Source organism: Serratia marcescens subsp. marcescens ATCC 13880 (assembly GCF_017299535.1).
Lineage (GTDB): Bacteria > Pseudomonadota > Gammaproteobacteria > Enterobacterales > Enterobacteriaceae > Serratia > Serratia marcescens.
In genome coordinates this window covers 4,642,125-4,664,072 of the sequence record NZ_CP071238.1, presented here as the reverse complement: position 1 = coordinate 4,664,072, position 21,948 = coordinate 4,642,125, and the positions used below count along the sequence as shown (strand labels likewise).

The following is a 21,948-nucleotide window of genomic DNA, read 5'->3' as shown; positions in this document are numbered from 1 at the left end:
CAGGAAAGGCGCGTTATTTGCCGCTGAACACGCCGGCTTTGGCGTCCGCCTGCTGAGTTGAAGCATGGCCGCTGGCGAACGGCACGTTGCCAGCGACGCTTTGCTTCGCCGCGCCGCCTAACAGCCCGCCGACCGTGGCCGCCGCATCGACGCGGCCGCCGCCCTGATAGCGTTGGCCGTTGACGTCCTGCTGGCTGACCTGGCTGCCGCCCAGTTCCACCTTGCCTTGCTGGCTGCGGATCTCGCCGCCGGTCAGTTGGGTTTGGCCGCCGACCTGCAGCGCCACACCGTTCTTACCGGTGATCGCCGATTGCTCGCCGACCGCGTTGTTGTTCACCACGTCGGCATTGACCTTGAGGTGCCCCTGGCGACCGGCCGGACCGGTAATGCTGTCTTTCACCGCGCCGCCGACGGTGCGTGCGCCGCGATCCCACAGCGGGCCTTGCGGTTTTTCGCCGGCCGGCGTTGCCGGCAGCGTGACTTTGCCTTCGGCCTTGCTGAAGCTGACCGCGCCGGTGGTGTCCTGCTGCGGATCGAGGCGACGCGCCACGCTGTTGTACTTGTCGGTGGTGGCGTCGGCCACTTTGTTCACTCCGGCCTCCAGTTTCTCTTTCACCTTACCGGCGTAACGCGGTGTGCCGACCTTCGACAGCTTGGAGGTGATGCTGCTGCCCGGATCGTTGCTGTGGCTCAGACCGGCATCCACATCCACCTTCACGCCTGTCTCGACGTCTTTGCGGCTTTCAACGCGCAGATCGCCGCCCACCTTGCCCTGGACGCTGTCGGCGTCGACGCGCGCGCCGGCGAGACGGGTATCCTTGCCGCTGTTGAGCGCCACGTCGCCCGCGATGATGCCGGTGTTGGCGTGGGTGGTTTTATCCTGCTGTTCCACGCCGACTTTCAGACCGGCGCCCAGCGTGTGGGTATCTTTGCCGGTGTTCGGATCGACCTTGCCGCCGGCGTCCTTGTTGAAGGTTTGGCCGCCTTTGGCGTTGGCTTTGATGCCCAGGCTCCAGTTGTCCTTATGCTGCTCGTTTTTGGCGGACTCCAGCAGGATGCCGCCGTTTTTCGCTTCGAGCGCGGCGCTGCCGCCGCTGACTTTGGCGCCCTGCAGATGCAGCGCGTCATCGCCTTTGCCGTTGGCGGACAGGGTGACCTTGCCGTCTGAGGCGATAGTGGCGCCCTGGCGCTCGGTCGCGGACTCATTGACTTTGGCGATGTCGAAGGCGCCGCCGGCGGAGAGGTTGCCGCCGGTTTTTTCCTTGCTGTCGCTGCTGCCGGCGCCCAGATCGATATTGCCGGACAGCTTGCTTTCCTTACGCGTTTGGGTCGATTCCGCCGCCTGCAGTGCGACCTTGTTGCCGGCGCTCAGGCTGACGTCGCCCTGGCTCTTGACGTCGGTGCCCTGCAGCGTCAGATCGCGGCCCGCCTTCAGCTCAACGCCCTGTTGGCCGCTGATGTTGCCGACCTGCGCGGTGCTGCTGCTGCTTTCGCCGTTGTGGGTGCCGCCGCCGAACCCGGCGCCGAAGTTTTTGCTGTCGGCGGTGAAACCGCCCTTGGCGGAGGCTTTGACGTTAAAGCCGCTGCGGCTTTCGCTCTGTTTGTCGCTGGCCTGATCAAGGCGGATATCGCCGCCGGCGTTGACGGCGGTTTTTCCGCGGCCGCCGTTCAGCGCGGTGCCCTGATAGATCGCGTCTTTTTTCACGTTAACGTTGATGCCGTTGGCCGCGTCGATCGAGCCGGTCACCGCCTGGCTGGCGCTGCTGTTGCTGCGCTGGGTGCCGCCTTCGCCCTTGGCGTCCACGGTCAGATCGCTGCCGGTGGTGGTGTAGACGCGCACGCCGGCGCTGCCGCGGGTGTCGCGGCTCTGCTCGTCCTGACGGTTTGCCGCGGCTTCGCTGCGGTGGCTGTCCGCCGTCAGGTTGACCGCGCCTTTGCTCGCCTGGTACTGCGTGCCCTGATCGCGCACTTCGCCTTTGGCGTTGATGTCGATGCTGCCGGCTTGCACCGAACTGACCACCGCCTGCGAGCTGCTGCTGCGTTTTTCGCTGCTGCCGCCCTGTGCGCCGATATCCAGGCCGACGTTAGGCGCGCCGATGCCGCCGATGTCGTTGATGACGCCGGTGGCGTCCAGCTTGGCCGCCTTGCCGACCGCGCGCTCGACCGGACGGGTCACGGCGCTGTAATCGACGTTGGCGCCGATGTTCACGCCGACGTCGGTTTTGGTGGTGGTGGTGTTGGCGGTGTCGGCGGCGGCAAGGTGATCGACGCCGGCGGCGTTTTCTTGATAGGCGCCGCCGACGCTGTGCTGCGCGCCTTGCTGGGTCAGCTTGTCGCGGGCGTTGATCGTCAGATTGCCTTTGACGTCGCTGCCGGACGTGATCGCCTTGCTGCTTTGCGCCTGAGTTTTGCTGTTCTCGTAGCCGGCTTCCACGCCGCTGCCGAGTTTGTCGATGCCGCCGGTGTAATAGAAACCGCCGCCGATCTTGGTTTGTTCGGTGTTTGAGGCCGTTTTGTCGTCGGCCGCCAGGAACGAAACCTTATTGCCGCTGACGCTGGCGTCGCCTTTGTCGGCGACCAATTTGGAGCCGCTGAAGGTCACGTCCTTCTCCGCCTTGAGCTTCACGCTGCCGCCGCTGAGGCTTGAGGCGCTATTCTCGGTGCGGGTGGTTTTCTCGCTGTCGCGGGTGTGCTCGATGCGCAAACCGGCGCGGTACTGCTTGTCACCGGCTTCTTTGGCGTAGCCGTTAACGGTGAGCGCGGTCTTCTGCTCGTCGATGTTCTGCTGCCGCTCGGCGGCCTTGACGTTGATGTTGCCGGTCTTTGACTCGACGCTCAGCTCACCGCCGCTGGCGACCTGGCTGCCGATCACGTCGGCATCCTTGTGGCTGACCAGCGTCAGGTTGGTGTCGGACTTCAGCTCGCTGGCGGTGCTGCTCTGGTAGCTGTTGTCGGCCTTGTGCGAACTGCTGGTGATGTTGAAGGCGGTGCCGGTGCGCGCGTCGATTTTGTCCACGGTGGTGCTCAGCGCGTTGTCGATGCGCAGGCCGCCGTGGGTGGCGGTGACTTCGCCGCCTTTCTGACCGCGCGCCTTGCTGCCGGTAATGGTGACGCCTTGCTGACCGTTCAGGCGCAGGGTGCCGCCGCTGGTCAATTCGGAAGCGTGGCTGATCTCGCGGCGATTGCTGTTGTTCTTGTTGTCGCCGCCGCCGATGCCGCCCCAGGAGGTTTTGTCATCGCGCACCGCTTTGGCGTTGGCGGTTTTCTGCACCCCGACCTGGATCTGGTTGTCTGCATCGATCGTCAGATCGCGCTGGGCGTGAACCTTGGCGCCCTGAGTCGAGACATTGCGACCGGCTTTCAACGTCAGTTCGCCCTCGCTGCGCAGTTCGCTGGCCTTCAGGCTTTCGCTTTCGTCGCTGTTGCTCCATCTGCCGGTGCGCAGGCTGGAGGTGTGGTTGCGTTGGTAGCCGCGCTCGCTGGATTTGTCCTTCTCCACCAGCCCGGCAAGGTGTACGTCGCGCGCCGCTTTGACGCTCAGCGCGCGGTCGGCGCTGACGTTGGCGCCCAGCAGCTTCACGTCTTCCTGGGTGCTGATGAGTTTGGCGCTGCCGCTGGCGGCGACGGTGCTGCCCGCCTGCTGCAGTTGCTCGCGTTCGCGGGTAACGTCGTATTGCCAGGAGTAGAACCAGCGATCGTCGGTATGGCCTTGCGTCTGCTTCAACTGCTGGCCGTCGAGTGTCAGCTTGCCGCCCTGCAGCGTAATGTCTTCGCCGCGGATATCGGTGGCGGTGAGGTGCGCGTGATTATCCGCCACCAGGCTGATGTTCTTGCCTTTCAGTTCGGTGCGGGTCAGCGTCTGGCTGCTGCTGCGATCGTTGACGTAGATGCCGCCACGGTAATTTTGATAGTTATCGCCGCCGTTTTTGTTGCTGCTGGCGTCGTCGACGCGGCTTTCGCTGCGGATATCATAGGCTTTCACCTTGAGCTCATCGCCGGCGTTCAACGAGCCGGCCAGTTTCACGCCGCTGCCCTGCGCGGTGTTGATGATGTTGATGCGCCCGGCCTGCATGCTGCCGAGGTAGTAGCTGTCCAGCGCGGTCGGCATCTGTTGGCTAGCCTGCACCGTGCCGTCGCGCGCCACACGGTTAAGGCCGCTGATGGCGTTGATCGCCGCCGAGGTCACTTTACCATTCGACTGTTTGAAATCTTGCACGATCACTTCGCCGCGGCTGTCGATCTTCGGCGCGATCAGGTCCAGTACGCCGCCGGCGTTCAGGGTGCCATTGAGGCTCAGAGTGTTGCGGTTGCCGAAGGTGCTGTAACCCTGCAGCACGCCGTTTTCCACCAGCGGGTTGCCGACCACCAGTGAGGAATGGCTGGTATTGATGAACCCGCAGCTCTGACAGCTGATGCCGTTCGGGTTGGCCAGCACGTAGTCGGCCGCCATGCCGAAGATCTCTTGCTGGCCATGCAGCAGAGACGGATTGCGGCCGATCACTTCGTTGAGGATCACGCTGGCTTCGCGTCCGCCCAGATTGGGGTTGGCGCCCAGTTGGCCGGCCAGCTGCGACAGTCCCGCCTCGCGGGAGTTGTTCAGCACCGCGCCGGGCTGGTTGACGTTGAAGTCCTGATATTGGTTGTGCGACAGCCCGTTGCCGTTCGGCGCGACGATATCGACCACCTGCGCGCCGGTGGCGGCGGTGGAGACGCCGGGGCCGTTGGCGCCGTTGGCCGCAACGATCTCTGCGGCGTAGGCGCCGGCGGAAGCGGCGAGAATAATCGCCAGCGCAGCGGCCAGTTTGCCTGCCGCCGAAAGTCTGAAGTTATTATTTTTCATCCATGTCTCTCCGTATATTGCCGTGGGGTCCTGCAAAACTGTTGATTAAAAGGTGTAAGAAAAGCGGGCCAACACCTGAACGGGATCTTCCGGCGTAGCGTGGTTGGACAAAATCCAGCCGCGGCTGACCTCCAGATCGACCAGCGCTCGCTGATAACGCAATGTGGCGCCGGTGCTTATACCGGCGCTGCTGCGCCAGCCAGAGTTGTCCTGACGCGGCAGAATGCGGCCGACGTCGGCGCCGAGGCGCGGCGTCAGCGTGGTGGCGCCCAGATTGAAACTGCGCGACAGCGTATTCTGCAGATACCAGCCGTTGTCCCCGGACTGGGTGCTGCGGCTGAAGCCGCGTACGGCGCTGCGATCGGTGAGGCTCAGCCACTCCACGCCGGGCAGCGGATCGCGGCTGTACTGGCCGTAGAACAGGTTGTTGAGCTGATAGGTGGCGTCGCCCAGCCTGAGGCGCTGGCTGAGGTTGGCGAACAGCTTGCCCTTGGTGAACTGGCTGTCGAGGTGCACCGAACTCGGGTGGCGGCCGGCCCCCAGCCACGGCATCCCCTGCTCGACGCTGAGGTTGGCGCTGAACACGCCATTGGGCAGAATTTGCAGGTGGCTGGCGCTCAGTTCGGCCAGGGTCAGCGTTGGGCTGCTGACCTCAAGGCGCACGCTTTCGAAGTAGTTATCGATGCGCTTGTAGGTCAGCTGGCCGCTCAGGCTGTCTATCTGATCGTGATCGCGATAAAACACGTAGTCGCTGCGCAGCCCGTACTGTTGGGTCTGGCCGTGCAGTTTGACCACGTTGTGCGGCAACTGCTGGTGGTTTTCATAGGACGAGAAGCTGGCGAACCCGCTGAAGGTGAACGCGCCGTACGGCAGCGAATAGAGCAGGGTATAGGCGCGATTATAGCGGTGAGCCGGATTTTCCAGTGTGCTATTGGCGTTCAGGCTGACAAAGTCCGACAGGCCGAACGGGCTGTCCAACGTGGCGGTGGCGCGCGCCAGCCACCGGCCGGTGCTTTTTTGGCCGTAATTATCCGTGCCGGCGGTAATCAGCCAGGGCTTGGCATGCTGATTGCGCAAACGAATAACCGAACCGCCAACCTGGCGGCCGGGCAATATATCCAGCTTGGTGGTATTCGATTGCAAACGGTTGGCCTGATCCAATCCCTGATCAAGCTCGGTTAATTTCAACGGCTTGCCTTCCAGCCCCGGAAATAATAAACGGCTGTTGACCCAGCGATCGCCGCCTTCTATTTTCTCGATAAATCCTTCGGTCACGCTTAACCCCAATTCTCCTTGTGAATTAGGGCGAACAATTTGCACGCGCGCGGTGATATAGCCTTTTTGCACATAAAGGCGCGTTAATTCACGGGTCAGGCGATTGATATCGTTGCTGCTGATGCACTGTTCCGGCAGCGCGCTCAGGGCCGATAAATCGGCCGGCGAGAGCAGGGTGACACCCTGCAGATAAACGCCGGCGATCGGCAGGCACTGCGCGGACTGCGGCAGGGCGGGCGCGGCCGGTTCCGGTTCCGCCAGCAGGCGCTGTTGTTTCAGCTGCTGGTAGCGGCGTTGCTCAATCAACTGGTTGACTTCACGCGTGCTGTCTTGCAGCGCGCGGCGCGACTCCCCCATCGACATATCCTGCATCATGTGGGAGTCCGGCAGGGTTTCAGCGGAAAGGGCCGTGCTGACCAACAGCGTCAAGGCGGTGATTTTTTTTATCATTGTAATCCATTATGAGAGGCCGCCGGGGCAGCCAGCCCAATCCATGAGGTTAACCACGGGCGGCCGACGGCCGGCCCGAAATAATGAGCGACATGCACATTGCGAGATATCTTGATTTGCCGCAGCAAATAAGACGGTGGGTATATATCTAAATAATAATTAGGCTGCTTCTTTTATGGCGGGCAACCCTGGTGACTTAATTAATTAAAAAAAGTGGAGCGTCTCTTCCTCTTGCCAACATTATCGGCATGGATAGGAAGAATCTGAGTTTTTATTTTTCACGGATGATAGGGTATGGGGGAAATTATGACAATCCGACCAGTGGGAAATACGAAATTTCGCAGAGAAGAAAAGGGACGCAATTGTTTGCGTCCCTGCAGGCGGTTTATTTTTTCTTGATAGGGCGGCCGGACCAATAACCCGCCAGCAGCGAACCGGAGAGGTTGTGCCAGACCGAGAACAGCGCGCCCGGCAGCGCGGCCAGCGGCGAGAAGTAGATTTTGCCCAGCGTGGCCGCCAACCCGGAGTTCTGCATGCCGACTTCGATCGCCAGCGTGCGGCAGGTGGACTCGTCGAAGCCGAACAACTTGCCGCCCCAATAGCCGCTCAGCAGACCGATGCCGTTGTGCAGGATCACCGCGACGATCACCACCAGACCGACCGAGGCGATATGGCTTTGGCTGCCCGCCACCACCGCGCTGATGATCGCCAGAATGCACGCCATCGACAGCGCCGGCAGCAGTGGCTCGATGCGTTTCACTGCCTTGGTCAGGGTATGGTGGACGATCAGGCCCAACCCGATCGGGATCACCACGATCTGCAGAATGCTCAACAACATGCCCATGATATCGACGCTGATCTTGGCGTCGACGTACAGACGGGTCAGCAGCGGCGTGGCGAACACCCCCACCAGCGTTGAGACCGCCGAGATGGTCACCGACAGCGCCACGTCACCCTTGGCCAGATAGATCATCACGTTGGACGCGGTGCCGCTGGCCACGCTGCCCACCAGCACCATGCCGGCGGACAGATCCGGCGGCATGCGGAACAGCATCGCCAGGAGCCAGGCCGCCAGCGGCATGATCAGATAATGCAGGAAGATGCCTGCCGCCACCGGGCCGGGGCGCGCCAGCACGCGTTTGAAGTCGTCGAGCCGCAGCGTGACGCCCATGGCGAACATGATCAGCATCAGCAGCGGGCTGACGTAGGGGCCGATACCGGTAAAGGTGGTCGGCGTGTAATAAGCGGCGACGGACAGCAGTATCGCCCAGAGGGGGAATAAGCGCGTGAGCAGTGCCAGCATGCAGGTTTTCCTTAGCCAGATTGAGAACGGCGGGTGTGGTTGTGTTTTTATTGCGGGCTCAACATGCTGAACCCCTGCAGGTTTTGAACGGATTTTTTAGACGCAGGGGCGCAGCATGCTGCGCCCGCAATCAGGGATAATGACTTATTCGAACAGGTTGTGATGCAGGGTTCGCACCACCTGCTCGGCTTCTTCGCCCGGCACCAGGAAGCACAGGTTATAGCTGCTGGCGCCGTAGCAGATCAGGCGGATATTGAACGGATCGAGCACGCCGAACACCTCTTTGCCCACGCCGCAGGCGCGCGACAGCTGGTTGCCGATGATCGCCACCAGCGCCAGGTTTTCTTCCACTTCCACCCGGCACAGCGACGACAGTTCGGTCAGCAGTGAGGTGGTCAGCAGGCTGCCGCCGACGGAGGTGGCGCCGGTGGTGTCCATGGTCAGCGCGATGCTGACTTCCGAAGTGGTGATCAGATCGACGGAGACATTATGGCGCGCCAGGATGTTGAACACCTCGGCCAGGAAACCGCGCGCGTGCAGCATGTTCAGGCTGTGCAGCGTCAGCAGCGTTTGCTTGCGGCGCAGCGCCAGCGCGCGGAACAGCGGCGGGTTCTCGGTGGTGTTGCACACCAGCGTGCCGCCGGCCGCCGGATCCTTGCTGGAGCCGACGAACACCGGAATATCGCTGCGCACCGCCGGCAACAGGGTGGCCGGATGCAGCACTTTAGCGCCGAAGGTGGCCATTTCCGCCGCCTCTTCGAAACCGATTTTGTCGATGCGCTTGGCCGCCGGCACCACGCGCGGATCGGTGGTGTAGATGCCCGGCACGTCGGTCCAGATATCCACCCGGCCGACGCCGAGCGCCTCGCCGAGCAGCGCGGCGGTATAGTCGCTGCCGCCGCGGCCGAGCGTGGTAGTGCGGCCTTTCGGCTCGCTGCCGATAAAGCCCTGGGTGACTACCAGCGCTTCCTGCAGGCGCGGCTGCAACTGCGACCGGGCCAGTTCGCTGAGCGCGGCGCTGTCCGGTACGGCGCGGCCGAAGTGATCGTCGGTGCGCATCACTTTGCGCACGTCGAACCATTCGGCCTGCACGTTGCGGGCGCGCAGGATTTCAACGAACAGCAGGGTGGACATCAGCTCCCCATGGCTGACCAGTTCGTCGGTCAACGCCGTCGAGGTGGCCAGCGACGCGGCCTCTGACAGCATGGCAATGTTTTCCAGCAGGCGGTCTATCTCGTCGCGGATCACCGCAGGCGCCGCGAGGCGATCGAGGATGGCGTACTGGATGCGACGAATTTCATCAAGCTGGTAGTTGCGTTTGTCGGCCTCGCAACCTTCGGCCAGGGCGACCAACAGGTTGGTGACGCCCGCCGAGGCGGACAACACCACCAGGCGGACCTGCGGATTGGCCAGCACGACGTCGGCGCTGCGGTTCATGGCTTCAAAGTCGGCGACGCTGGTGCCGCCGAACTTGGCTACCACGGTGGAATTCTGGGGTGCTGCTTGGTTCATCTAGAAACCTCGTGTCAGGGATGCCCGTTTGGGGCACTGTAATTCCATAGCCTTGGCACAAGGGGAGAGCGGTAAACAGGGGGCAGGCGTAGAGGTCAGGCTACGATACACCCAGAAGCGCCCCACCTTGTCGATCGCCCTGTGGCGATCCCCTGGTGACAACCCAGGGGATTCAGCCCCTGTAGTCGATACGATAATGGCCGGCCATTATCGTACCTCGGCGTCGCTCCCCCTCGGGTGCCGTCAACGGAGAAACGGCTCCTCTGACACTCTACCTGGGCGACGCGCCTCTTCTGGCTTGCGCACCGGGTGCGCAAGTAGGCTGTTAGGAATAGCCGGTTATCGCCATTCTGTCAACGTACAGACGGTGAGGGATTTTCATCTTGCACCAGCGCGATAAGCGTACAGGGCATCGCGGGCGTGGAACCGGCGCCAATCGGTTGCAGAGAACCGTCTTCCTTTTGGCTGAATAGCGGAATAACGCCCTGATGTTTCTCCAAATACTCCAGCCAACCGAAATTTTCGTTCAATTTGGTCGCTTTGATGGTGGCCCCTCTGGCGAGCAGGCTGCTCAGGCGGCCGTAGGTGGCTTCCTGATTAAATAAAATTTCATGCCGGCGGAAACGCGAACTTTCCGCGCTGGCGCCGCGCCCTTTCAGCGGCGCCCCCGAACGGATGGCGAACACGTGATCTTCGCCGAAGAGATGGCCGAAGTGGTAGACCGCCAGCGCGTTTTGGTGGCGATTGGGCGACAGCGCCAGTACCTGGGCGATATTGCTCAGATCGAGGTAGTTCTCGGCGTGTTCGGAGTAGGCGTGGCCATAGTAGGCCGGAATGCCGTCCATGCGCGCCTGACGGTAGTATTCCCAACTGCTGTCGGTGACGATCACCGGCACGTTCAGCTTGATCAGCGCCTGCGCCAGCATGCGCGCCACGCTGTTGGCGCCGACGATCAGCACGCCGCGCGGTTTCTGCTGCTGCACCCGCAGCCAGCGCGCCATCATGCCGCTGGTCAGGCTTTGCAACACCACGGTGCCGATGATGATGGCGAACACCACGGTCACCAGCCGGTCGGCGCCCTGATAGCCGCTGCGCTGCAGCGTCAGCGCGAACAGCGAGCTGACCGCCGCGGCGACGATGCCGCGCGGGGCGATCCAGCACAGCAGCAGCCGATCGCGCCAGTGCAGGGAAGAGCGCCAGGTCGACACCGCGATGCACAGCGGCCGGGCGATGAACTGCACCGCCAGCAGCAGCAGGAGCAGCGGCCAGCCCATGTGCCACAGCGCCTGGATGTCGAGCCGCGCCGCCAGAATGATGAACAGCGCCGAGATCAGGATCGCCGACAGCTCCTCTTTGAACGCCAGAATATCGCTGGTGTCCACGTCGCGCATGTTGGCCAGCCAGATGCCCATCACCGTGACGGTCAGCAGGCCGGATTCGTCGGCGATGGCGTTGGAAACGCCGAAGGCGGTCAGCATGATCGCCAGCACCGCCAGGTTCTGCAGATAGCGCGGCAGCCAGACGCGGCGCAGCGCCAGGCCGAGCAGGTAGCCGAACAGCGCGCCGGCGATCAGGCCGACGGCGGCGGTCACGCCCAGCGTCCAAAACAGGTGGGTATAGGACTCCGCATTCTGCTTCAGCACGATAAACTCGAACACCAGCAGGGTGAAGATGGCGCCGACCGGATCGATGACGATCCCTTCCCAACGCAACACCTGGTTAATGTTGGCGTTCGGCCGCACCACGCGCATCAGCGGGGCGATCACCGTCGGCCCGGTCACTACCGTCACCGCGCCGATCAGCGCCGCCAGCTCCGGCGGGAAATCCAGCAGCCACCAGCTGGCGAGGCTGATGACCAGAAAGGTGACCAGCATGCCGACGGTGACCAGGTTGCGCACCACGCCGCCGAGGCCGCGTATCTCCTCGAAGCGCAGCGTCAGCGCCCCCTCGAACAGGATGATCGCCACCGACAGCGACACCAGCGGAAACAGCAGATCGCCGAACAGCAGATCCGGCTGCACCAGATGCACCGTCGGGCCGAGCACGATGCCGAACAGCAGCAGCGGCAAAATGGCCGGCAGGCGCAGCAACCAGGCCAGCCACTGCGCCAGCAGCGACGCCAGACCGATAAGCACCAACATGAGCGGGGCGGATAATTCCATAAGCGAGATCCCTTTCAAATGACGAAATAAGCGACGATGACACAGCCTGATGACAATTCGGCAACCCCGATAACAGGCCGTTAGCCAAAAGTATAGAGTGAAAGCTGAAACGAGGCGGCAATGCGTTGACAGTTAGCGCCTATCGCAAGAAAAGAGATCATAATCACAGTCGAACAGGCTACAATCGGACAAACGCGTCATTTTTATTCTCAAGCCTAAGAGTGTTGCTATGAAAAATATCAATCCTAGTCAAACCGCTGCTTGGCAAGCCCTGCAGCAACATTATGCACAGATGAAAGACGTACGGATCGCCGACCTGTTCGCCCAGGACAGCGATCGTTTCTCCAGGTTCTCCGCGACCTTCAACGACCAAATGTTGGTGGACTATTCCAAGAACCGCATCACGCAGGAAACCCTGGAGAAGCTGCAGGCGCTGGCGAAAGAAACCGATCTGCAAGGCGCCATCAAATCGATGTTCGCCGGTGAGAAAATCAACCGCACCGAAGATCGCGCGGTGCTGCATATTGCCCTGCGCAACCGCAGCAACAGCCCGATCCTGGTCGACGGCAAAGACGTGATGCCGGAAGTGAACGCGGTATTGGCCAAGATCAAACAGTTCTGCGCGCGCGTCATCGGCGGCGAGTGGAAAGGCTACACCGGCAAGCCGATCACCGACGTGGTGAACATCGGCATCGGCGGTTCGGATCTCGGCCCTTACATGGTGACCGAAGCGCTGCGCCCTTATAAAAACCACCTGAACATGCACTTCGTCTCCAACGTCGACGGCACCCACATCGCCGAAACGCTGCAGCCGCTGAATCCGGAAACCACGCTGTTCCTGGTGGCCTCCAAAACCTTCACCACTCAGGAAACCATGACCAACGCCCACAGCGCGCGCGACTGGTTCCTGAGCAGCGCCGCCGATCAACAGCACGTGGCCAAGCACTTCGCCGCGCTGTCCACCAACGGCAAAGCGGTGGCCGAGTTCGGCATCGATACCGACAACATGTTCGAATTCTGGGACTGGGTCGGCGGCCGCTACTCCCTGTGGTCGGCGATCGGTTTGTCGATTGCGCTGTCCATCGGTTATGACAACTTCGAGCAGCTGCTGAGCGGCGCGCACGCCATGGACAAGCACTTCGCCGAAACGCCGGCGGAGAAAAACCTGCCGGTGTTGCTGGCGCTGATCGGTATTTGGTACAACAACTTCTTTGGCGCCGAAACCGAAGCCATTCTGCCGTACGATCAGTACATGCACCGTTTTGCCGCTTACTTCCAGCAGGGCAACATGGAATCCAACGGCAAGTACGTCGATCGCAACGGCAACCCGGTGGATTACCAGACCGGTCCCATCATTTGGGGCGAGCCGGGCACCAACGGCCAGCATGCGTTCTATCAGTTGATCCACCAGGGCACCAAGCTGGTGCCGTGCGATTTCATCGCGCCGGCCATCAGCCATAACCCGCTGGGCGATCATCACGCCAAACTGCTGTCCAACTTCTTCGCTCAGACCGAAGCGCTGGCGTTCGGCAAGTCGCTGGAAGTGGTGGAAGCCGAGTTCGCGGCGCAGGGCAAAACTCCTGAGCAGGTCAAGCACGTGGCGCCGTTCAAGGTGTTTGAAGGCAACCGGCCGACCAACTCGATCCTGCTGCGCGAAATCACCCCGTTCAGTCTGGGCAGCCTGATCGCGCTGTATGAGCACAAGATCTTCACCCAGGGCGCGATCCTGAACATCTTCACCTTCGATCAGTGGGGCGTGGAGCTGGGCAAACAGCTGGCTAACCGCATCCTGCCGGAGCTGGCGGGCAGCGAGAAAATCAGCAGCCACGACAGCTCGACCAATGCGCTGATCAACCGCTTCAAGGAATGGCGCTAAGCGCCTGAGCTGAAGCCAATAAAAAAACCCGCCGCGGCGGGTTTTTTTACGTCTGCGAAAGTTACAGATTGATTGGCACTTCGAAGCTGATGCCTGCACCCACGTCATCGGCGGTGCTGTGATCGCTGTCGGTGTACCACAGGCTGGTATCGAACTTAACCTGAGAATCGAAGCTGTAACCCCAGCCGAGCTGAATGCCTTTCAGCGTATCGGAACGCGGGAACGCCCGGTTGATGGTTTGGTTGTTCGGGTTCACCTTGGCGTACACCAGACGGGTGCTCCAACGTTGGCCATCGTCCAGCACCATTTCCACGCGCCCGGACAGCATCTGGCCGTCGCCGCCCATCGCGTGGCCCAGCGGATAACCTTGCTGGTAGTAACCGCCCCGATAGATGTAGTGGTTGTACATTACGTTGTTGGCGTTGCCGTTAGAGCGGGTATCAGAACCTTCGATATGCCAGTTGATCGTGGTCGGGCCCCATTCCGGATGGCCTTCAAGCCCCAGCATGTAAGCGTTATGCGAAGGCAACATGCCTGCTTCATCTTCACCGGTGATCTGGCCATAAAAGCTGACCGGCATGCCGATGAGCGGCTGCAGCTTGAGTTTGAAGTCAAAACCGCCCAACTGGTTGCCCGGATCGTTTTTCGGATCGCCGGTGTTATCGTTGCCGGTTACGCCATCCCAGAAGGAACTCCAGGAGTGCGGACGGCCATCACCACCCCACATCATGACGCGTGAAGCGCCCAGCTCCAGAAAGTCGGTCGGCATCATGGTCAGGCGGCCGCCGATCAGCTTGGTGTCCGGTACGGCTGCGTATTGCGACAGCTGGCCGGCGGACAGCTGGTATTGCCAGCGGCCGATCCACGACAGCCACGGGGTTTCAAACGGCGATTGGTCGGCGCGCTGCAGCATAAAGCCGGCCACCGGGCGCGCGGCGTCGGAGCGGATCAGGCTGCCGTCGTAACCCGGCCCCCACCACTGGGAAACCTCGCCGAAGGAGAGCCATTGGTTCCAGATTTTCACTGCGCCGTAGGAGCCGTTCATGTTGAATTTGGAACCGTCGCTGACGCGCTGATCGCCTTCCACCGAGCCCTGCAGACGCACGTCCCAGAACTCGCCGTTGGCGCCGGCGCCGATGGTCAGGCGATCGTCGGCGTACTCGTTTTGGCCGAAGCCCTGCGGGGTGCCGGGTTTATCGGTCGACGCGTAACCGCTGACGCGGATGTTGGCTTTCAGAGCATCGACACGGCGCTGTACGCGGTCGATGACGTTTTTCTCGGTGTTGGTCACCGGCTTGGCCTGCGCGATAACGGAACTGATCTCTTCCTGACTCAGCGGCCAGGTGGACAGGCTGACGTTGATGACGCCGCGGTCAGACAACCAGGCGAGATCGTTACGCAGATCGTTGTCAGGGGCTACCAGGCCGGCGGCGTGGCCGGACAATGCACAGGTAAACAGGCCCGCAGCGACCAGTCCGTTAAGTTTAGCGCGCATAAAGAATTCCCTTGTTAATTCGAGGTTATTGGTTTTATGTAAAGATCTCTGTGACCCATGATAGTTGACATTTCGATTTGCTACAAATCTATAAGGCAGAAACATCTTATTATAACGTGATGAATTAAATGGGGTTTAAAGTGCTTTCACCTGGGACGGAATTTTTAGGACAATGCCTATATTGGCAGGGTTGAATCATATAAGCGGTATTCAGAGAGAGGTTTTATGGCAAAAACGTCGCGTTCGATCATGATAGCGAAAGGGCTGCAGCGAGTGCTGAACGTGGGCTTGTTGCTGCTGGCGGCAATTCTGGTGGTGTTTCTGGTCAAGGAAACCATCCATCTGGCGAAGGTGTTATTTATCAACAGCGAAGAGTCGTCCTCTTACCTGTTGATTGAAGGCATCGTGATTTATTTCCTGTACTTTGAATTTATCGCTTTGATCGTCAAGTATTTTGAGTCGGGGTATCATTTCCCGCTGCGCTATTTTATTTACATTGGCATTACCGCGATTATTCGTTTGATTATCGTGGACCACAAAAACCCCATCGATACCCTGATCTACGCCGCGGCGATATTGGTGCTGGTGGTGACGCTCTACCTGGCCAATACCGATCGGCTGAAACGGGAGTAGCGATAAAAATGGCGGCCAAAGGCCGCCAAAGACACAGGATATCATTACCCGTCGTCTTTCAAGCGACAGCGTTGTTGACTGCATCGCTAACCCCAGTTGCTTACTGAAGTAAGCGCCTGGGCTTAGCGAGCTGGTCGCCTAGCTGTAACTTGAAATCCATAGGGTAAAAGATAAGGAAAAACATCAAACGCACTGCAGTGGCACAAATTACCCCTTCACGCCGCCGGCCGTCAGGCCGCCCACCAGCCAGCGCTGCGCCAGCAGGAACACGGCGGTAATCGGTATCGCCGACAGCACCGCGGCGGCGGCGAAGTCGCCCCACAGGTAGTTCTGCGGGTTGAGATATTGCTGCATCCCCACCGCCAGCGTGTAGCTGTTCACATCGCGCAGCAGCAGCGACGCCACCGGCACTTCGGTGATGGCGGCGATAAATGACAGAATGAATACCACCGCCAGAATCGGCACCGACAGCGGCAACAGCACCAGACGGAACGCTTGCCACGGCGTGGCGCCATCCAGCGCCGCCGCTTCTTCCAGCGAATTGTCGATGGTTTCGAAATAGCCCTTGATGGTCCAGACGTGCAGCGCGATGCCGCCCATGTAGGCGAAAATCACGCCGCCGTGGGTGTTCAGGCCGATAAACGGAATGTACTGGCCCAGGCGATCGAACAGGGCGTACAGCGCCACCAGCGACAGCACCGCCGGGAACATCTGGAAGATCAGCATGCTTTTCAGCAACGTGCTCTTGCCGCGAAAACGCATGCGGGCGAAGGCGTAGGCGCAGGTGGTGGACAGCGTCACGATGCCGATGGCGGTGATCGCCGCGATCTTGATGGAGTTCCACAGCCACAGCAGCACCGGGAACGGCGGCGGCGTCACGCTGCCGTCGGCGTGGGTGACGCTGAAGCCAAGCGCCAGCCGCCAGTGATCCCAAGAGAGGGTTTCCGGTATCAGGCTGCCGGTGGCGAAGTTGCCGGAGCGCAGCGAGATGGCGACCACCATCAGCAGCGGAAACATGATCAGGGCGATAAAGCACAGCATCAAGATATGGGTGATCCACAGGCGCAGGCGCTGGGATTTGGGTTGAACCATGGCCATCGTTATTCTCCCTAATCAAAGTTCATCTTGCTGGCTTTCAAATTCAGGATCGCCAGCGCGCCCACCAGCAGGAAGATCAGCGTGGCGATGGCGGCCGCCAGGCCGAAGTCTTGTCCGCCGCCGCCTTCGAAGGCGATGCGGTAGGTGTAGCTGACCAGCAGATCGGTATAGCCGGCCGGCGTAGTGGTGCCGATCATGTCCGGGCCGCCGTTGGTCAGCAGCTGGATCAGCACGAAGTTGTTAAAGTTGAAGGCGAAGCTGGCGATCATCAGCGGCGTCAGCGGCTTGATCAGCAGCGGTAAGGTGATGCGGAAGAAGTTTTGCCACGGGTTGGCGCCGTCCATCGCCGAGGCCTCGTACAGATCGTCCGGGATCGCTTTCAGCAGCCCCATGCACAGGATCATCATGTACGGGTAGCCGAGCCAGGTGTTGACGATCAGGATCATGCTCTTGGCGGTGAGCGGATCGCTGAACCAGGCGGGTTTGATGCCGAACAGATGGCTGAGCATCATGTTGATTTCGCCGAAGCTCTGGTTGAACAACCCTTTGAAGATCAGGATCGAGATGAACGACGGCACCGCATAGGGCAGGATCAGCAGCACGCGGTAGATCGCCTTGCCTTTCAGCGCCTCCCACTGCACCACGCAGGCCAGCACCATGCCGACCGCCACGGTGAGGATCACCGTCATCACCGAGAACACGATGGTCCAGATGAAGATCGATACGAACGGTTTCTTGATGCCCTCGTCCTGCAGCACCCGCAGGAAGTTTTTCCAGCCGGTGGTGACGGTATAGCCCGGGCTCAGGGTTTCCTGCGCCCAGCCGCCGTCGGCGTTGATCGCCTGATAGAAGCCGATGTCGCCGTTCGGCCGGTAGCGCACCTGGGTCTGGTTATTGGTCAGCGTACTGCCGTCTTTGTCCAGCGCATACAGCGGACGGGTGCCGGAGAACTGGCGCAGTGAACTCATGCGCAATTCACCGCCGTCGGGCAGTTGCGCCACCAGCTGGCTCAGCGCCTGTCGGTTCTGGGTGATCACCCGCAGCGTGGCGCGCTCGCCCTGCGGCGCGGCGCTCTGTGTGGTCAATGTCAGGGTTTGCGGCGCCGCGGCGTCGAGGCGGAAAGGCTCGGAGAGCAGCGGCTGTTCACTGTCCGGTGGCGTCAGCTGCAGACGCCACTGCTGATTTTCCGCCGGGTAGAGGCCGAAAGTGAAGGTTTTGCCGCTCTGGAACTGGCGTTGCATCAGCACCGATTGCGCGCGCTCAAAGGTCAGCTGGTTGGTGCTGCTGTAGTTGGTAAAGGCGATGGCGATGGTGCAGATCAGCGGGAACAGGACGAACAGCCCCATGCCGGCGATGCCGGGATACACATAGCGCCAGGCGTAGGCGCGGCGGTTGGCGAAGACGTAAAGCCCGGCGCTGACCAGGATCAGCGTCAGGATGGCGAACAGGTATTCACCCTGTGCATACATCAACACAATCAGGTAGCAGGTCACCAGGCTGAACAGGCCGACCACCAGCCATTTCAGCGCGTCGCTTTGCCACCACTTCGATTTTTTACGCGCGGGCGTCCCGGCGTGAGCGAATTGCATAGGGCGTTCCTTTCTGTGAAGCAACGGCGGGGCGCCACGGCGCCCCGCACGGCGTCGTTACTTGGTGATACGGGTCTGTACGTCGTCCAGCGCGGCTTTCACCGTCTGACGGCCGCTGACGGCGTTGATCACCGCGCTGCGTTCGGCGTACCAGAAGGCGCTCATCTGCGGGATGTTCGGCATGATTTCCCCGTTTTGCGAGTTCTGCATGGTGGCGGCGATCTTCGGATCTTTGGCCAGCGCTTCCTGATAGGACTTCAGCGCCACCGCGCCCAGCGGTTTGTCTTTGTTGACGTCCGCCAGCCCTTCGTTGGTCAGCAGGTAGTTCTCGAGGAACTCGGTCGCCAGCTCTTTATTCGGGCTGGCGGCGTTGATGCCGGCGGTCAGCACGCCGACGAACGGTTTGGACGGCTTGCCTTTGAAGGTCGGCAGCAGCGTCACGCCGTAGTTGATTTTGCTCTGCTCGATGTTGTTCCAGGCCCACGGCCCGTTGATGGTCATCGCGGTCTGGCCTTTGTTGAACGCGGCTTCGGCGATCGAGTAGTCGGTATCGGCGTTGATGTGTTTGTTTTTCACCAGATCGACGATGAACTGCAGGCCGGCCTGCGAACCGGCGTTGGCGACGCCGACATCCTTGATGTTGTATTTGCCGTTTTCATACTTGAAGGCATAACCGCCGTCGGCGGCGATGATAGGCCAGGTGAAGTAGGGTTCCTGCAGGTTCCACATGATGGCGCTCTTGCCGCCGGCGCGCAGCTGTTTGTCCAGCGCCGGGATCTCTTCCCAGGTCTTCGGCGGCTGTTTGACCAGGTCCTTGTTGTAAATCAGCGACAGCGCTTCGACGGCGATCGGGTAGCCGATCAGCTTGCCGTCATAGCGCACGGCGTCCCAGGTGAACGGGAACAGCTTGTCCTGGAAGGCTTTGGACGGGTGGATTTCGGCCAACAGGCCGGACTGCGCATAGCCGCCGAAGCGGTCGTGGGCCCAGAAAATGATGTCAGGACCGTCGCCGGTGGCGGCCACCTGCGGGTATTTTTCTTCCAGTTTGTCCGGGTGCTCGACGGTAACCTTGATGCCGGTGTCTTTTTCGAATTTCTTGCCGACTTCCGCCAGGCCGTTATAGCCCTTGTCGCCGTTGATCCAGATAACCAGTTTGCCTTCCTCAATCTTGGCGAAGGCGGAAGAAGAGAGCACCAGGGTGGCCAGTGCCGAGAGCGCCAGCGTGCGGGCGAGGGTAATGCTGCGAGTCATAATCCAGTCCTTCTTTTTGTGGGCACATAAATCAAGGAGAGACGTTTCGCGGTAATAGTGGGTCACAACGCGACATATTCTCATCCTCCCCCCCTCTACGCCCCTAAGATGAGGAGTGTGATCCAGTTAACGTTGTGCTCTATTCTGTGGCGTCAGGCACAAAATAGGGGGGCGATTTTTGCCAGCCGGATCACAGATTTGCCTTAAGCGCGGAACTTCTCATCGCCGCGGTCGTTCTCTCATCCTCCCGCCTCCTCCCCCATGAAAAATCCTGTTACGGATGATTACCCTTTCCGGTGACTCCCGCACTATCGGCCCATCGATTTTTAACGCCACGCGCAGCAGGGATACCGGATTTATGTCGTCAATGCCTATCGCCACTCAGCCCACCCTGTACCGGATCCATCCGGCCAGTTTCCGTGACGGAAACGGGGACGGCGTGGGCGACGCACACGGCATGCTGGCGGCGCTGCCGTACCTGAAAGCGCTGTCGATCGACGGCCTGCTGCTGCCGCAGACGCTGGCGCCGGAGGCCGAGGCGACGGTGACGGGCGAAGGGCTGACGCTGTGGTACGGCGATGAAGCCAACCGCGTTCGCAATGCCGTCGCGCCGCAGCGGTTCGCCCACGGCGCGCTGGCGCTGGACGTGATGCCGTTCAGCGCGGAGAAGCTGGCGGCGGTGTTGCACGCCCGCCGCGCCACGTTGACGGATAGCCTGTGGAGCACCGGGGACGCCGATCAGCCAAGAGTGGTCAGCCGCTGGGGGCAAGGCGACCTGCGTTCCGCCGCCGCCTTTTTGACGCTGTTGGCGATGTTGCCGGCGCCGATCTGCCTGTATCAGGGCGAAGAGCTGGGGCTGCCGCATGCCGCCGGCCTGCAGGATCCGCGCGGCGCGCGAACGCCGATGCCGTGGCATGAAGCCCCCGAACAGGTCACCGCCGGGGAGATCAGCTGGTATCAGCAGGTGGCGATCGAACACCGCGCATTGGCCATCAGCCGCCAACAGCACGACAGCCACTCCACCTTACGTTACTGCCAGGCGCTGTTGGCCCTGCGCCGTTCGCCGCTCATCCAGCGCGGCGAGCTGAACGCGGTCAGCCAGCGGGACGGCGTGGTGCGCTTACTTATTACCCATCAGGATCAATGCCTTGAAGCGCTGATAAACCTGCAGCCTTATACTCAGGCGGCCGCGCCGTCTGAGGCGACCTTGCCGTTGGCATGGCAGCACGGCGCGCAGCAAGAGGGTCATCAATGGGTTTTGGCGGGCTTTGCCTCCGCCATTTTCACACGACATGTTAACTGCGAAAGCAGGGGAGTAACGCATGGCTAGCGTGACACTGCGCAGCGTTTATAAGGCCTTCGGTGAGGCCGTGATTTCCAAAGACGTCAATCTGACTATCGAAGACGGCGAGTTTGTGGTGTTTGTCGGGCCGTCGGGCTGCGGCAAATCGACGCTGCTGCGCATGATCGCCGGGCTGGAGGACATCACCTCCGGCGACCTGCTGATCGGCGAGAAACGTATGAATGAGGTGCCGCCTTCCGAGCGCGGCATCGGCATGGTGTTCCAGTCCTACGCGCTGTATCCGCACCTGTCGGTGGCGGACAACATGTCGTTCGGCCTGAAGCTGGCCGGCGCCAGGAAAGCGGAAATCAATCAACGGGTGAACCAGGTCTCCGAGGTGCTGCAGCTGGCGCACCTGCTCGATCGGCGGCCGAAGGCGCTGTCCGGCGGGCAGCGTCAGCGGGTGGCGATCGGCCGCACGCTGGTGGCCGAGCCGGACGTATTCCTGCTCGACGAACCGCTGTCCAACCTCGATGCCGCGCTGCGGGTGCAGATGCGCATCGAGATCTCCCGTCTGCACAAGCGCCTGCAGCGCACCATGATTTACGTCACTCACGATCAGGTCGAAGCGATGACGCTGGCCGACAAGATCGTGGTGCTCGACGCCGGTCGCGTGGCGCAGGTCGGCAAGCCGCTGGAACTGTACCACTACCCGGCCAACCGCTTCGTCGCCGGGTTCATCGGCTCGCCGAAGATGAACTTCCTGCCGGTCAAGGTCACCGCGGCGGAGCCGCGACAGGTGCAGGTCGAACTGCCCAACCGCCAACTGGTCTGGCTGCCGGTGGAAGGCGCGGGCGTTCAGCCCGGCGCCAACCTGTCACTGGGCATTCGCCCCGAACATCTGCTGCCCGGCGAAGCCTCTGAAGTGCGGCTTACCGGCGACGTACAGGTGGTGGAGCAGCTCGGCAACGAGACGCAAATCCACATCCAAATCCCGGCCATCCGTCAAAACCTGGTGTACCGCCAGAACGACGTGGTGCTGGTAGAAGAAGGTGCCACATTCGCCATCGGCCTGCCGCCTCACCGCTGCCATCTGTTCCGTGAAGACGGTACGGCATGTAAACGGCTGCACCAGGAGCCGGGCGTTTAAAGCATCAAAGTCGGTATAACAGGAGAATAATG

Annotated in this window: 13 protein-coding genes and 1 riboswitch; of the genes, 4 read left to right on the top strand and 9 right to left on the bottom strand. The window is 61.2% G+C overall.

Annotation, left to right across the window (positions count from 1 at the left end; translation table 11 throughout):
• Window positions 1–13: 13 nt before the first annotated feature.
• The 5 genes from J0F90_RS22270 to J0F90_RS22250 all read right to left on the bottom strand — a co-directional run bounded on the left by J0F90_RS22270 (window position 14) and on the right by J0F90_RS22250 (window position 11,542).
• A complete protein-coding gene (locus tag J0F90_RS22270; protein WP_033639256.1) occupies window positions 14–4,840 on the bottom strand; it encodes a hemagglutinin repeat-containing protein in 4,827 nt (1,608 codons plus the stop codon).
• Window positions 4,841–4,885: 45 nt separating this feature from the next.
• The gene (locus tag J0F90_RS22265) at window positions 4,886–6,565 is read right to left on the bottom strand and encodes a ShlB/FhaC/HecB family hemolysin secretion/activation protein (RefSeq protein ID WP_016930293.1); all 1,680 of its coding nucleotides are present in this window, start codon (window positions 6,563–6,565) and stop codon (window positions 4,886–4,888) included.
• Window positions 6,566–6,950: 385 nt separating this feature from the next.
• Complete coding sequence (gene panS / locus J0F90_RS22260) at window positions 6,951–7,868, bottom strand: ketopantoate/pantoate/pantothenate transporter PanS (RefSeq protein WP_033639257.1); 918 nt, start codon at window positions 7,866–7,868, stop codon at window positions 6,951–6,953.
• Window positions 7,869–8,012: 144 nt separating this feature from the next.
• Window positions 8,013–9,380 (bottom strand): lysine-sensitive aspartokinase 3, encoded by a 1,368-nt coding sequence (lysC, locus tag J0F90_RS22255; protein ID WP_028128299.1) that lies wholly within the window; start codon window positions 9,378–9,380, stop codon window positions 8,013–8,015.
• A 107-nt stretch (window positions 9,381–9,487) separates the two neighbouring features.
• Window positions 9,488–9,681, bottom strand: a riboswitch (Lysine riboswitch).
• Between the two features lie 52 nt (window positions 9,682–9,733).
• Window positions 9,734–11,542, bottom strand: a complete 1,809-nt coding sequence (locus J0F90_RS22250; protein WP_028128300.1) for a cation:proton antiporter — start codon at window positions 11,540–11,542, stop codon at window positions 9,734–9,736.
• 229 nt (window positions 11,543–11,771) lie between these two features.
• On the opposite strand from J0F90_RS22250, the gene pgi reads away from it, so the two are divergent.
• A complete protein-coding gene (gene pgi / locus J0F90_RS22245) occupies window positions 11,772–13,418 on the top strand; it encodes a glucose-6-phosphate isomerase (RefSeq protein ID WP_033639258.1) in 1,647 nt (548 codons plus the stop codon).
• Window positions 13,419–13,479: 61 nt separating this feature from the next.
• Here the strand turns inward: pgi and J0F90_RS22240 are convergent, their stop codons facing one another.
• The gene (locus J0F90_RS22240) at window positions 13,480–14,913 is read right to left on the bottom strand and encodes a capsule assembly Wzi family protein (protein WP_016930288.1); all 1,434 of its coding nucleotides are present in this window, start codon (window positions 14,911–14,913) and stop codon (window positions 13,480–13,482) included.
• 225 nt (window positions 14,914–15,138) lie between these two features.
• Between J0F90_RS22240 and psiE the strand changes: the two genes are divergently transcribed.
• Window positions 15,139–15,546, top strand: coding sequence for a phosphate-starvation-inducible protein PsiE (gene psiE, locus J0F90_RS22235; protein ID WP_015379238.1), 408 nt, complete (start codon window positions 15,139–15,141; stop codon window positions 15,544–15,546).
• A gap of 207 nt (window positions 15,547–15,753) precedes the next feature.
• On the opposite strand, the gene malG is transcribed toward psiE, so the two are convergent.
• The 3 genes from malG to malE are packed head-to-tail and all read right to left on the bottom strand — an operon-like array spanning window position 15,754 to window position 19,484.
• Entirely contained in the window at window positions 15,754–16,644 is an 891-nt protein-coding gene (malG, locus tag J0F90_RS22230; protein WP_004936696.1) for a maltose ABC transporter permease MalG, read from the bottom strand.
• Between the two features lie 11 nt (window positions 16,645–16,655).
• Window positions 16,656–18,233 carry a maltose ABC transporter permease MalF gene (gene malF / locus J0F90_RS22225; protein WP_016930287.1) on the bottom strand — a complete coding sequence of 526 codons (1,578 nt, stop codon included), beginning with the start codon at window positions 18,231–18,233 and terminating at the stop codon, window positions 16,656–16,658.
• A 57-nt stretch (window positions 18,234–18,290) separates the two neighbouring features.
• Window positions 18,291–19,484, bottom strand: coding sequence for a maltose/maltodextrin ABC transporter substrate-binding protein MalE (gene malE / locus J0F90_RS22220; RefSeq protein WP_016930286.1), 1,194 nt, complete (start codon window positions 19,482–19,484; stop codon window positions 18,291–18,293).
• Window positions 19,485–19,842: 358 nt separating this feature from the next.
• On the opposite strand from malE, the gene J0F90_RS24845 reads away from it, so the two are divergent.
• A complete protein-coding gene (locus J0F90_RS24845; RefSeq protein WP_033641343.1) occupies window positions 19,843–20,814 on the top strand; it encodes an alpha-amylase family glycosyl hydrolase in 972 nt (323 codons plus the stop codon).
• Window positions 20,807–21,916, top strand: a complete 1,110-nt coding sequence (malK, locus tag J0F90_RS22210) for a maltose/maltodextrin ABC transporter ATP-binding protein MalK (protein ID WP_033639259.1) — start codon at window positions 20,807–20,809, stop codon at window positions 21,914–21,916. The genes J0F90_RS24845 and malK overlap by 8 nt, the downstream gene beginning before the upstream one ends.
• Window positions 21,917–21,948: the final 32 nt, after the last annotated feature.

Excerpts from the sequence above, each read along its gene's own strand:
- J0F90_RS22270 (WP_033639256.1), bottom strand. The coding sequence starts at position 4,840 with ATGAAAAATAATAACTTCAGACTTTCGGCGGCAGGCAAACTGGCCGCT.
- J0F90_RS22265 (WP_016930293.1), bottom strand. The coding sequence starts at position 6,565 with ATGATAAAAAAAATCACCGCCTTGACGCTGTTGGTCAGCACGGCCCTT.
- panS (WP_033639257.1), bottom strand. The coding sequence starts at position 7,868 with ATGCTGGCACTGCTCACGCGCTTATTCCCCCTCTGGGCGATACTGCTG.
- lysC (WP_028128299.1), bottom strand. The coding sequence starts at position 9,380 with ATGAACCAAGCAGCACCCCAGAATTCCACCGTGGTAGCCAAGTTCGGC.
- J0F90_RS22250 (WP_028128300.1), bottom strand. The coding sequence starts at position 11,542 with ATGGAATTATCCGCCCCGCTCATGTTGGTGCTTATCGGTCTGGCGTCG.
- pgi (WP_033639258.1), top strand. The coding sequence starts at position 11,772 with ATGAAAAATATCAATCCTAGTCAAACCGCTGCTTGGCAAGCCCTGCAG.
- J0F90_RS22240 (WP_016930288.1), bottom strand. The coding sequence starts at position 14,913 with ATGCGCGCTAAACTTAACGGACTGGTCGCTGCGGGCCTGTTTACCTGT.
- psiE (WP_015379238.1), top strand. The coding sequence starts at position 15,139 with ATGGCAAAAACGTCGCGTTCGATCATGATAGCGAAAGGGCTGCAGCGA.
- malG (WP_004936696.1), bottom strand. The coding sequence starts at position 16,644 with ATGGCCATGGTTCAACCCAAATCCCAGCGCCTGCGCCTGTGGATCACC.
- malF (WP_016930287.1), bottom strand. The coding sequence starts at position 18,233 with ATGCAATTCGCTCACGCCGGGACGCCCGCGCGTAAAAAATCGAAGTGG.
- malE (WP_016930286.1), bottom strand. The coding sequence starts at position 19,484 with ATGACTCGCAGCATTACCCTCGCCCGCACGCTGGCGCTCTCGGCACTG.
- J0F90_RS24845 (WP_033641343.1), top strand. The coding sequence starts at position 19,843 with ATGTCGTCAATGCCTATCGCCACTCAGCCCACCCTGTACCGGATCCAT.
- malK (WP_033639259.1), top strand. The coding sequence starts at position 20,807 with ATGGCTAGCGTGACACTGCGCAGCGTTTATAAGGCCTTCGGTGAGGCC.